7 protein-coding genes are annotated in these 13,065 nt (G+C 59.0%); 3 read left to right on the plus strand and 4 right to left on the minus strand.

What is annotated here, in order from left to right; translation table 11 throughout:
* Positions 1-276, plus strand: a 276-nt coding sequence (locus tag FJ398_19390) for a DNA cytosine methyltransferase (GenBank protein ID MBM3840085.1), incomplete at its 5' end; no start/stop codon positions are given.
* Here the strand turns inward: FJ398_19390 and FJ398_19395 are convergent.
* From FJ398_19395 to FJ398_19410, 4 genes are all read right to left on the minus strand, one after another.
* Complete coding sequence (locus FJ398_19395) at positions 222-2,219, minus strand: DUF2075 domain-containing protein (protein MBM3840086.1); 1,998 nt, start codon at positions 2,217-2,219, stop codon at positions 222-224. The two genes, FJ398_19390 and FJ398_19395, sit on opposite strands and share 55 nt — an antisense overlap.
* A gap of 682 nt (positions 2,220-2,901) precedes the next feature.
* Positions 2,902-3,192, minus strand: coding sequence for a hypothetical protein (locus FJ398_19400; protein ID MBM3840087.1), 291 nt, complete (start codon positions 3,190-3,192; stop codon positions 2,902-2,904).
* Between the two features lie 34 nt (positions 3,193-3,226).
* Positions 3,227-4,384, minus strand: a complete 1,158-nt coding sequence (locus FJ398_19405) for a DUF5009 domain-containing protein (GenBank protein MBM3840088.1) — start codon at positions 4,382-4,384, stop codon at positions 3,227-3,229.
* 4 nt (positions 4,385-4,388) lie between these two features.
* Positions 4,389-4,787: a hypothetical protein gene (locus FJ398_19410; protein MBM3840089.1), complete on the minus strand. Its 399-nt coding sequence runs from the start codon at positions 4,785-4,787 to the stop codon at positions 4,389-4,391.
* 208 nt (positions 4,788-4,995) lie between these two features.
* Between FJ398_19410 and FJ398_19415 the strand changes: the two genes are divergently transcribed.
* The gene (locus tag FJ398_19415; protein MBM3840090.1) at positions 4,996-8,517 is read left to right on the plus strand and encodes a hypothetical protein; all 3,522 of its coding nucleotides are present in this window, start codon (positions 4,996-4,998) and stop codon (positions 8,515-8,517) included.
* Positions 8,518-9,235: 718 nt separating this feature from the next.
* Positions 9,236-13,065, plus strand: a 3,830-nt coding sequence (locus tag FJ398_19420; protein MBM3840091.1) for a hypothetical protein, incomplete at its 3' end; no start/stop codon positions are given.

Genomic DNA, 13,065 nt, shown 5'->3' on the forward strand with positions numbered 1-13,065 from the left:
AGCGACTGGGACAAGTTCAGCCGGCAGACCTATGCCGCCAACTTCGGCGAGACGCCGCATGTCGACATTCATTCCGTGGCCGTGGCCGACATCCCGAAGTTCGACATCCTTTGCGGCGGCTTTCCCCGCCAACCCTTCAGCCTCGTGGGCGTCTCCAAGAAATTGAGCCTCGGCAAGAAACACAGCTTCGAGGACAAGGAACGCCGAATAACTGGGATCAATCACGCGATCTCTGGAATACCAAGCTCTCTCAAGTATTTGAAGGTTGAATCGTAGAACGTCGGTGAACGAGTCGGATCGTTAGCATTACCCGGCGGGACGAAAACAACCATGCCCTGCCGAGCGCGCGTGAGCAAAACACGATACGCATTACGCAGATAGTTGCGGTTGTCGGAGAGGTTGATGTTTTTCCAGCGTGAGCCGCGGAAGTCGTGGTAGTTCCAACCGTTGCCGTTGAATCGAAAATCCGCATCCCAAGTGACACACGTCCAATCGAGTTCCAGCCCCTGCACTTGAAACTCCGTCGCTGCGTCTTCGAGATAGTAACTGGAGCGAACGTCGTCGCGGTCGTTGAGGAAGTAATGCACCGGATCAACGTCCACGCGGACGTCGACGGCATGGGGTTTGAGGCGCATCGCTTTGGAGGAGGCAAGCAGACCGAAACGCTCCGAACCTCGCGCGTGGCAGCGAACCCAAGCTTTGGCCTTGTCTAAATCGCGGGCGAGAACGATGGGGAAACGTGCGCTGAGTTCTGCAAGCGCTTCGCGAGCAGTGGCGGTCTCACAGTCAAGGAGCGCCTTCACGAATGCCGAGACATTTTCCGCCCGGAAAGACCGCATCGACACGGCAAGGTGGAGGGAATCTTCATGGCGTGCCTGAGTAGTGTGTTGCGCGCGTTCGAGAGAGTTGTTGGCGGCATACTCACTGTCATGCAGTCGTGAGGAGATAAACATTTTCCAATGGGGGAAATGTTCGATCGCGGCATTCAACCAAGCCGAGATGCCAGCTTCGCCGGTGTTGATTTCCTGACCACCGCCCACCAGACAGACGATTACCGCCCAATCTCGATGGCGGTCCATGTAGGAAATCAGAAATTCGGGCTCTGATTGGGTGAAGCCCGGACGCCCCTTCTTTCGCTTCATGAAGTTGGCCGTCATCTGCAAATTCCACGCTCGCTGCGCTTCATCAAATATAACGACGTGTTCCGGTGGCGCGTTCTCGTCTGTCAGCCCCGCATCACGAAAGTGGTGAACGTTTTGGATGAAGGCTTTTACCGGAGTCGCGATTTTCTTTTTGGTGACCTTCTTTTTCTGAGCTTTAAGCCGGAGGTATTCATCTCTGGTTAACGCTTCACGCAACACAGCAACGAGCGGTGCATTGCCCGACAAGAATACCGCGTGCGTTGGTGCTTTCTCGTCCCGTCGCTGTGTGGCGATGTTTAGTCCCACCAAAGTTTTTCCAGCGCCGGGGACACCAGTCACAAAGCAAATGAACTTTTGTCCAGTGCTGCGCGCTTCATCAACTAACTCCTCGATGCGTTTAGAAGTTGTGTGGAGGTTCTGCGCACCTGCGTCAAAGCGCGCGATGGCTTCGACAGAGTGCTGCGCATAGAGCGACCGTGCGGCTTCAATAATCGTTGGCGTTGGGCGATACGAGGCGCGCGCCCAAGCTTGCGCGTCGAGGGCCGAGCCCTTGGCAATGCTCAAGCCGAAGTCCAGCGTCTCGCGCAATTTGACGGCGTTGGTGAGGACAGGTCGATAAACGTTGTCTGCGTCAGCCTCGAACTTGCCGGACGCGGACTCGGCTTCGGTTGCTACGAGAATCGGAGCGATAGCGACGTTATGGCTGGCTTCGTGAAAGTTCTTAAGATCGAGAGCGTAGTCCCAGACCTGTTCGATCGCTGTGCGGTCATGGGTTGTTTCGCCGACTTTGAACTCCAACGCAAAAATTACCGAACCCAGAACGAGAATGACATCCACGCGCCGACCCATACGGGGGATGTTGAACTCAAAGAAGACCCAACCATCCAACCCTTTGAGTTGCGTGTGAAGCAGGTCGATTTGGGCCAGCCAAGCGTCGCGCTGATCGGCAAAATGCCCATCGCCTGCGTGTCGGGAAAGCTTGCCCAGAATGTCGTCAGCTTCACTGCTCAGAAACTCTCCAATCGCAGCCCCATACCACGAACGCGATAAACCAGAGTTGCTAACCACGTTGGACATTTCGAGCGGGAGTATGTGGGAATGATACGCGAAAGTGAAGCGTTTGCGCGGATTCTGCTTTGTCGAGTCTGGCAAACCTGGCCAGGTGTATCTGCCGAGATATGAGCCAAGACACCTCAGTCCAAGAAGCGCAGTCAGTTTCGCGTGGCGTCGAAGAACATCGCCGCGCTCTACGAAACGGTGGAGACGGTGGAGGTGTGAGCAATGGCTGAAGGAGAAGGATCCGAGCTTTGGCGGGTTGGTGCGGGTGTAGAACAAGCCGCAAGAGTTCCTGTGGGTGCATCCGCGGTTTGAGCAGGAGTATTGAGGTCTGCTGGCCGGTCCGGGCGTCCGGGCGTGGTGTGGAAGCTGGCATCCGGCAGATTTCCAGCCCGAAGGGCGAAACAGAATAGCCCAGCGTTTCAACGCTGGGGTGCAGGGGCGAGAGGGGAACAAGTCCCGTCAGGGACGAAAGAACGGATTCGTTTGTCGCACCGTTTCTTCCGCCCCTGCGGGGCTTGATCGGGTCTGTTGATCGTTCTCCCAGCGATGAATCGCTGGGCTATTGTCGGGCCGTCCCTGACGGGACTCTTGGGAGGTTCCGCAAGGGCAAGGAGGAGCCGCCGAGCATCATCTGCGTGGGCTGCGAGCAACGGGTGCCGCTCTGGGATGAGATGGAGCAGTGTTTCGCCCGCCCGGAGATTCAGCAGCGGGTGCGCGACCTACAGGAGGAGTCCGCCATCGAGTTGAGCAACCAGAGCAAGGAACGCGCGTTGGTAGGTGAGTTCATCTCCACCGTGGCGCTGGTGGACCAGATCAGATCGCCGGGTTGGGCCAGGTCCACCGCCTTCTGGATCGTGCCGAAGGGATCGACCTCGGTGCCCGGATTCATGTTATTGCCAGCCGCGAAGACGTGGTAACGCGCCTGCTCGGCATGGGCGGTGCCAAGGAGCATGACGATGAATAAGAGATGAGTGAGGATGCGAGTTTGCATGGGGTGTTGTTCTTTGTTGAACGAAGCGATGGTGTCACAAGCGAAGAAAGATCTTCTGCCGCCTCAGGTGGATCAATACGACCCAAGCGAGGCCGTATTTGGCCAGCACCATGACAATGGCGTGCCAGTAGCCGCCCAGAATGGGCTGGAGACCACCGAGAAAGACGCGGGCGATTTCGCCAAACCCGCTCATGAACAGGCTGGCCATAATGTAGGCCAGGATCGAGTTGCAACCAATGGCGGTCCACAAGCCCAAGCCCCGGTGCCAGCCCTTCACGTCGATGACCCACCAGAACCCGGCCAGCAGCAAGTAACTCCAGCCGCCGCACCAGAGCGCAAAGGTGCTCGTCCAGCGATTCTTGACGATGGGCAGATGGAAGCTCCACACCCAGGCCAGCACGGGCAGCCCGATACCGATGCCGATGAGCCAGCGCAGCTTTTGTGAATCCGTCATCCTCCAGGAGATCTGCTGGCCGCTGATGAGATAGGCGGCAAAGACGCCGAGCATCGTCGTGGCCGCGTGCGCCCACATCGGCAGGAACGGGAACCCGCGCCCATACGGACTCTTCCAGGGAGCGCCGAGCAGGCCGATGCTGTGATCGTAAAGCCAGTCGCCGAAAATGCCGCCCGCCTTGAACACGCCCCACTCGTGGCCCGGCACCGGCACGAACATCTGCAACGCCCAGTAGCCAACCAGAAACGCCGCGGTCGCGATGAGCTGTCCGCGCACGGACAATTGCAGCACGCAAATCACCGCGATCACATAGCCCAGGCCGAGCATCTCCAGCACGCTGTAGCTCAGGCGCATCTCCTCGATCTTCCACGACTGCAGGTTGCCGTGAATGAAAAGTCCGATCACGATCATCCAGAACAGCCGGACGAAGGCGTGACGAAGAATTTTCGCTTTCGAGTCACCTGCCGCCAGCCGCTTCGTGATTGAAAGCGGGATGGCCACGCCGATGAGAAACTGGAAAAGGGGAAAGATAAAGTCGTAGAATCGGAACCCCTCCCACTCGACATGGGTGAACTGCTCCTTCACCGCCGCCGCGAACGAGCCCGGTTGCGCTCCGGCACACAAGGCGCTGGCGATTTGCGCCCCGCCGAGCAGCCAGAACATGTCAAACCCGCGCAACGCATCGAGCGAGCGCAGACGCGGTGTTGAAGAGGGCTGTGCGGAGAGGGAATTTCCCATGGAGTCAGTCCATGCTGTTCAGGTATTCTTCCAGATGCGTGTAGCCGCCAGGTTCGCGAGTGCTGTTGCCTCGCAGGGCATCCACATAGTAGCCACCCTTCGCCGGCGAAGCCGCCGCGCCGGCGCTTGTGGCGGACGGAGGCGTCCAGATGGTGGCGGCGATGTCGCGTTCGGCCTTTTCGTTTTCTTGCCAGTAATAAATGGTCACGATCTTGCCATCGGGCCGCAGGGCGTTGCGCGTGTAGCCGATGTCTTCGTCGCCCCCGCCGCTGCGCAGGATCAGTTCCCCGCCCCAGGTCGCGCCATCGTCGGCGCTGATCCTGGCGCGGATGGAGGTCGGGCCTTTGATCCGCTTGCGATAGCCGTAGGTCAACACCAGCCGCCCATCCATCAATCTCTTCACGCGACCCACGCGGGCAAGCTGCCCGCGCTCCTTCTTGAATCAGCCGTGCGCAGATTGCGCAGATTTTCATTGCACTTCATAGGTTGATGGAGGTAATAATGCTGCACTGCACCCGGCACTCCCAAACGGTTTCTTCACGTCGCATTGTGCGATGAGGAAGTGAAACTGTTCCGGTGAGCCTGATAATCAGAGACGAACCAAAACCGCAATGAAAAGACTCATCATATCCTCTGGCAAGTTATGGGTCGCTACGCTGCTGCTTTTCATGGGCTTGGCAGCTCAAGCGGCCCAGACCACCGCAAACGTGAAAGTGGAGATTCTCGGCACTGGGACTGCAAGCCTTATCGGAGGCGATCTTACCGATCCGGAGAACGACGGTGAAGACGCCTTAGGAGCGGCGACGAGTCCGACCTGGAACTGGGCTGAAATCACCTCGAGCCACGAATCAGATTTCGAGGGCGGCGAGAACGCGTTCAACATTTTCGATAACAAGGTCGGCGGCGGCAACGACAAATGGTGTTGCGACGATCCGACTCCGGGCAATCCGGTCTGGGTTGCGGTCAAGTTTCGTCAAGCGGTCAGCCTCACTCATTTTACCGTGACGTCGGGCAACGACACGCCCTCGCGTGATCCGACAGATTGGGCCATCCAAGGATCGAGTGACGGGAGTAATTACACCGACATCTACCGTTTCGTTGATACCACCGTTCCTTGGGATGCCCGCAATCAGGTCGTCAAGTTCACCCTCCCTTTTCCATCCCAGCCTTACACCTGGATTCGCTACATCGCCTACGACACGCCCGGCACGCTGCATCAAATCAATGAGATCGAGTACTTCGGCAGCGTCGGCGGCGCAGGCGGTGACGCCCCTATTAAGAAAGGCCTGATAGCTTACTGGGAATTTGAAGGGAATTTCAAAGATTCAATCGGCAAGTTCGAAGGCACCCCGCAAGGGACCGAACCAATCCCGTTCGTGAACGGGAAGAGCGGCTTCGGAAAAGCCATTAAACTTAATGGCGAGGATCAGGAAGTGGAGGTTTCCGGGGGTGAACCTGATGATCTCGCGTTTCAAGGCGGCACTATTTCCATTGCCGGTTGGTTCAAGGTGGATGCATTCGATACCTCCTGGCAGGCATTGATCGCCAAAGGTGAAGGCAGCAACTGGCGCGTGCACCGGCGAGGCGGTCAGAGCGGCTTTTCCTACGCGGGCGGTATTGGGGAAGGGCCCGCGGGCTCGCCGGTCGATGATGGCCAGTGGCACCATTTCGTCGCGATCTCAGACCATACTGCGGCCAATTTTGGCACTGCGCTTTACATCGATGGAGATCAGTACTCGGTCAATCCCAACCCACCGAATCTCGCGGCCAACGGCAAGCGGGTCCTGATTGGCGAAAATCCCGACGCCGTCAACCGTGAGTGGGAAGGAGAGATCGACGACATCGCCATCTGGAACCGAGTCCTCACCGAAGCCGAAATCGGCCAACTCTATGCCAAAGGCGCCGGCAAACCGCTCAGCGAATTGTTGGGTGCTGTCGTGGGAGATGCGGACCGGGACGGAATACCCGATGCCGCGGAAATAGCCTTCGGCTTCAATCCAAACGACCCGACGGATGCCGCCAAGGACTTCGACAAAGACGGCGTCAGCAACCTGGACGAATACAAGGCTGGCACCGATCCCATTGACATCACCAAGCCTAAGGTGGTCTCGGTTCTGGCAAGTCCCACTTTTACGCAGGTGAAGATCACTTTCTCCGAAGAAGTGGATCCCGCGACGGCCACGGCGACGGCAAATTATTCGATCACGCCAAGCCTCGCGGTCACCGCAGCGGCTTACAACAGGAAAGTGGTCACTCTTACCACCGCCAAACAAACGCCAGGCGCAACGGCTTACACCGTGTCGATCAAGGGAGTTAGAGACACCTCGAAGAACGAAGTGGCGGCGGACACCAAATCTCTCTTTTACTCCTACATTTTGGCCAGGGCAGGCGTTCTCAAGTTCTCCTGGTGGACGGGCATCTCGGGCAACCCGGTGGATAATCTGTTGAACGATCCGCGTTATCCCGCCTCGCCAACCGAGGTAGGCACAGTGTTCTCCTTCAACAGTCGCGATATCTTCCCAACCGACGCGCTCGAACAGTACGGAGCGGTGATCGAAGGCTTCATCACACCGACGGAGTCGGCCAGTTACGATTTCTTCCTGCGAAGCGATGATGCCTCGCAGTTGTTCCTCAGCTCGGACGACAAGGAAGCCAACGCGGTGATGATCGCAGAGGAAACCGGCTGCTGCGGCGCGTTCATGGAACCCTCAACCGGCGACGCCGCGACCACGGCTGCTCCGATCGCTTTGGTGGCTGGCCGGAAATATTTCATCCGCGCCATCTACAAGGAAGGGGGCGGCGGAGACTTCTGTCAGGTGGCTTGGAGGAAAACGACCGATAAAACTGCCGCGGCGGCACTCATCCCCATTCCAGGCCAGTTCCTCTCGGCAGCCGAGGATTTGCCGGTTCCAGCCGAAGGCGCATTCGTGACCCAGTCGCCTGGGACCAATGCCCGGAACGTCAAACCGTCTAACCCGATAACCATCGTTCATCGCGATGGCAAGACGGAGTGGACGGCCGCCAACGTCACGCTGAAGTTCAATGGCGCTGAGGTGAAACCCATCTTCTCCAAAGTCGGGAGCCTGGCGACGATCGAATACAAACCACCGGCACTGCTCGCCAGCAAATCAACCCACACCGTCAGCCTCGGTTACCGGGACCCGGGCGGCAATCCGGCGGCCTTGGATTGGTCATTCGAGGTCACCGTTTACGCGGGTCCCGTCAAGGATCTGGTGAAAGGTTATGAGGGCCTCATTCTCGGGTCCGCCAAGCTCACCGCCGACAAGGGTGGCTTCTCCGGCAAGGCGGGCGATTACGCCATCGATTTCGGCCGGGGCAGCGGCCAATCCGTCCTGGTTTACGACGCGAGCTTCATGAACGCCGCCGCGGCGGGCGACAAGATGACCTTCGCTATGTGGGTCAAGAAATACGACATCGCGAACAACTCCGCGTTCTGGGCTGACTCGCCTTCCAGTTCCTCCGGTCAACGCGGCGCACAGGCTCATGCGCCTTGGAGCAATAACAACGTCTATTTCGACACGGCGGGTTGCTGCGATGGCACGACTCAGCGCATCAACGCCGGCATCGATACCTTCCCTGATTACACAGGGGATATCTCCTGGTGGACCAACGCCTGGCACCACTTTGCGTTTGCCAAAGATGCCTCCCGCAAACAAATCTGGATCAACGGGAAACTCTTCCTGGAAGGCGACAACACGAACCCGCTCCCCACGGACTTCGCGCGAATCTGGATCGGCGCGGAGGGTGGCGGGCCAAACGCAGGGACCGCGAATAACATTCACGGATTGATTGATGATTTCGCCATCTTCGGTTCCGCCTTGGCCGAAGCGGACATCAAGAAGCTCGCTGCGGGTGGCTCTCCGTCCACTTTGGGCGCAACGACAAAACTGGTGGCTTACTGGGACTTCAACGGCGCCCTGCCTGTGGAAGCTCCGAAGTTCACCCGAATCGCCCGAAACCCCGATGGATCGATCACGATAGAATGGACCGGCGGTGGCACGCTGGAAGCAGCGACATCTATCACTGGGCCTTGGCAAGCTGTGACCGGAGCGGCAAGCCCGTTCAAGTTCGCCCCGACTGGAAGCCAACAATACGGGCGGATCCGGCGGTAAACTGATCCTGTAATTCACAGAGGCCGAACGCGAGTTCGGCCTCTTTTCTTTTTCGATCGAAGATGTCCACAGTCCTGGCCCTCCCAGGGAGAGGGCCCAGCGATTCTCATTTTGACTTCGGTAGGGCGAGCCTGTCCCCAGCGAGCCGCCTCCAACGTGTTCCCACGACGTCGGACACGGCTCGCCGGGACGGACTCGCCCTACCCTGGAAACGTTCGCCTTCATGGGAAGTAGTCCATAATGAGAATTGCTGGAGAGGGCCGCTGGAGTTTGGACATTCTCCTCCATGTTTGCTTAGAGCGTGTCCGAAAATTGCGCGGGGTCCTGCGGCGAGGGATTTTGGCTGTGGCCAAGGCGGCGAGGTCCGAGCATCCCCAACGCGGGCTGTAAGGACCGAGCCAACGCAGGCCACGGACAAAAGACCCGCCGCCCGGAGGGTTTTCGCGCCAAAGGCCGCCTGGCTTCGTTGCTCCTCAGTCGAAGATCCAGGGAGGATATTCTCCTTCGCTGCGCCTCGCCATCCGGCCTTTGGCGCGAAAACAGGACCCCGCGGAATTTTCGGACACGCTCTTAGGGTCTGTGCAAAAATAACTTCCGGTTTTGGCGGGAGCGCCGCCTGGCCGGATGCAAGGCGCGAGGAGGGAGCATCCCCGTTTTGGGGCTTTGACCGACGATCCAACAAAGCCCAGGATTGCGAGGAACGAGCTGCCCTGGGTAAATGGACGCCGAACACCACAACCCCAATGGGGTCGCGCCCAGAGTCGAAAGCAATCCTATGTCACAATCCCTGTCCGTGGTTGACCTCCATTTTGTCGTTTCCACCAAAGAGCGGCGTCCATTTCTTCGCAATCGGAAAATCCGTGAACGGCTGCATGCTATGTCTGGGATTGAGGCGCAACCCCGTTGGGGTTGGCGTTTGTTCTCGTCGGTCACCCAGGGTAGCTCGTTCCTCGCAACCCTGGGTAGTGTATGGAAAGGGTTAGGTTCGATTTTTCGCAATGAAGAAGCGAAAAAAATTGGGCCATCGTGGGGTGCACTCGCGTTGGCGTTAATCTTTCTTGAACGAATCGACGCGGCCACTCCCGCAAAGTTGGATTGGACGTCGGAAACCGGATATCGCGTCGCCAAACTGCCGGTTCCAGGGCAGGGCAAAGCGGGTTTCACTTTGCTATCCCCGAAAGAGACCGGGCTCGATTTCACCAACCACCTCTCCAACGAGACGGTGGCCAAGAACCGGTTGACCACCAGCGGTTCGGGCGTGGCGCTCGGGGATGTCGATGGCGACGGACAAGTGGACGTGTATTTCTGCGGCCTCGACGGGAGCAACGTCCTCTACCGCAATCTCGGAGATTGGAAATTTACCGATGTCACCGCCCAGGCTGGAGTGGCCTGTTCAAACCAGATGTCCACCGGTTGCGCCTTCGCTGATGTGGACGGGGACGATGATTTGGATTTGTTGGTCAACAGCCTCGGCGGCGGCACGCGAATCTTTTTGAATGACGGCCAGGGCCGTTTCACGGAATTGAATGCCGAATGGCCAGCGCGCCGCTTGGGCGCGACATCCCTCGCGCTCGCGGATGTCGATGGCAACGGATTCCTCGATCTGTACGTGACCAACTATCGTTCCGACACCTTTCACGACACTCCAGCCGGAGTGAGGATCACCGCGCGGCAACTGCCCGATGGCGCAACGAGCGTCGAACCGCGCGACCGCTTTCTCGGACTGAAAACTCCCAGCGGCGGTCTGGAGGTGATCGAGAAAGGGGAGATGGATTTTCTCTACATCAATCGCGGCGGCGGCCGTTTCTCCCCGGTTCGCTGGGAATTGGGTGTCTTTCTTGACGAAGACGGAAAACCGTTGGACGGCCCCACCACGGACTGGGGGTTGTCGGTGTTATTCCGTGACTTGAATGGCGACGGCCTGCCGGACCTTTATGTGTGCAACGATTTCGTGAACTGGCCAGACCGCGTCTGGTTGAACCAAGGAGGTAAAATTTTTCGGGCTGCACCGCGAAATGCTTTTCGGTGTTTTAGCCTCTCCTCGATGGCCGTCGATGCGGCCGACATCAACCGCGACGGCCACGACGACCTTTTCGTGGCGGAGATGTTGAATCCACGCCGCGAATTCCGCGCGTGGCAACGTCCGGACACATTGGCCGGCACCGTGACCTGGCCGGTGGAGGACGCAAGCTTTCGCCCTGAAGTCCCCCGCAACACACTGCATCTGGCCCGTGGCGACGGCACTTTTGCGGAGATCGCCCAATTGGCGGGCGTGGCGGCGACTGATTGGACCTGGAGCGTCATCTTTCTGGATGTGGACCTGGACGGGTGGGAAGATTTGCTTGTCGCCACCGGCAACTATCACGATGTCCAGGACACGGACGTGATCGGAGCCATCATTCGAGCTGGAGGTTGGAAGACCCAAGAGGCTCGTCTGCAAAACCTCTTCAACATGCCGCACCGCAAGGCGCCCGGCATGGCTTTTCGCAATCGGCGGGATCTTACCTTCGAGGACCGGAGTGCGCAGTGGGGTTTCTCGGCGATCGGAGTCGCGCATGGCATGGCGTTGGCGGACCTCGACAATGACGGGGACCTTGACGTCGTGCTGAATTGCCTCAACACAGCCGCGCGAGTTTTTCGCAACGATAGTTCGGCCTCTCGGGTCGCGGTCCGGCTCCGGGGCGCGAGTGGCAACACACGTGGAATCGGGGCCAAAATCACCGTGACCGGCGGCCCGGTGACGCAGTCGCAGGAAATGATCGCCGGCGGACGTTACTTGTCGTCGGATGATCCAATGCGCGTTTTTGCCGCGGGAGATGCTCAGCGGCTGGAGATTCAAGTTCGGTGGCGCAGCGGCAGGTTCAGCCGCGTGCGCAACGCTCGGCCCAACTGTGGGTACGAAATCGACGAAGCATTTGCCGGGACGCCAGGCGATTCCACGCCTTCTGCCCCGCCGCCTCTTTTTGAAGATATCAGCTCGCGATTGAAGCATGTGCATCGCGACACGCCTTTCGATGACTTCGGCCGTCAGCCCCTGCTGCCCCGCAAGCTCAGCGGGCTCGGGCCGGGCGTTTGCTGGGGCGATCTGAATGGGGATGGAGCGGAGGACCTGATTATTGCCGGAGGAAAAGGGGGGCGAGCGAGCCACTTCCTCAATGATCGCAAGGGCGGTTTCACCGAATGGGCCGAGGATCCGGGTTCGAAACTGAATGCTCGGGATCAGACGAGTGTCTTGCTCTGGCGAGGCGCGGAGGGATCAGTCTCGCGGCTGGCCGGTGAATCGAATTGGGAAGATGCCGATACCAATCCGCCACCGGTCCGGATTCAGTGGCTGCGAGGAAAGAGTGGAGTCAGCCAGGTTGCCCCGTTGGGAGACGGCCGTTCGGCGGTGGGACCGCTGGCGATGGCTGACGTGGATGGAGATGGTTCGCTCGAAGTGTTTGTCGGAGGACGCGTCGTGGCGGGCCGATATCCAGAAGCTGCTTCGTCCTACCTTCTGCGTTGGGACGGAAGCGACTTCCGAGTTCTGCAGGCTTTCTCCAGTTTGAGCTTGGTGGGGGGAGCTGTGTTCACGGACTTTGACGGGGATGGCGATCCGGACCTCGCTCTCGCTTGCGAATGGGATTCCGTCCGGTTGTTTCGCAACGATGCGGGAAAGTTTACGGAAGTCACCGATGCGTTTGGACTCGCGAAATACCACGGGCTCTGGAACGGAATCGCCGCCGGAGACTTTGATGGCGATGGGAAAATGGACCTCGTCGCGGCGAACTGGGGACGGAACTGGCGCACAGATCAACCGCCTGGCACGAACGCGCCCGTGCACCTTCTTTGGGGCAATTTTGCGGGCGATAATCTCATCCAGACTCTGCTCGCTTCAGATGATCCGAGCGCCAGCAAGATGACTCTCTGGCGGGAAAGAAAAACCGTAGTCAGGGCGATGCCATCCGTAGGGGTGCGTTTTCCCAATTATCATGCCTACGGTCAGGCAACAGCCCGGGAGATTCTCGGAGAGCATGCTGCTGGCGCCAGGGAACTCCAGGCGGCCACGTTCGATTCCACCCTGTTCCTAAATCGCGACGATCATTTCGAAGCGCGGCCCTTGCCCGTCGAGGCTCAATTCGCGCCCGCCTTCGGCGTCAGCATCGCGGACTTCGACGGGGACGGGAATGAAGACGTTTTCCTGGCGCAGAATTTTTTTGGAGTTGATGCCGAGACTTCGCGACATGACGCCGGCACAGGTCTCCTGCTCCTGGGAGATGGGCGCGGCGGCTTCCGAGCGTTGCGCCCGCAAGAATCCGGGATCGCGGTCTATGGAGAACAACGCGCGACGGCCGTGGCGGATTTCGATCGGGATGGGCGACCAGACCTCGTGCTCACCCAAAACCACGACGCGACGAAACTCTTCCACAATCTGGGCGGCAAGCCCGGCCTTCGGGTGCGGTTGATTGGCCGAGAAGGCAACCCCGATGGGATCGGTGCTGTGATCCGCTTGGTCGGACGCGGCCGCATGGGACCCGCTCGCGAAGTGCATGCAGGTTCGGGTTATTG

It is taken from the genome of Verrucomicrobiota bacterium, assembly GCA_016871535.1.
GTDB lineage: Bacteria > Verrucomicrobiota > Verrucomicrobiia > Limisphaerales > SIBE01 > VHCZ01.

Coding starts and splice junctions, on each gene's coding strand:
- FJ398_19395 (MBM3840086.1), bottom strand. CDS start 2,219: ATGTCCAACGTGGTTAGCAACTCTGGTTTATCGCGTTCGTGGTATGGG.
- FJ398_19400 (MBM3840087.1), bottom strand. CDS start 3,192: ATGCAAACTCGCATCCTCACTCATCTCTTATTCATCGTCATGCTCCTT.
- FJ398_19405 (MBM3840088.1), bottom strand. CDS start 4,384: ATGGGAAATTCCCTCTCCGCACAGCCCTCTTCAACACCGCGTCTGCGC.
- FJ398_19415 (MBM3840090.1), top strand. CDS start 4,996: ATGAAAAGACTCATCATATCCTCTGGCAAGTTATGGGTCGCTACGCTG.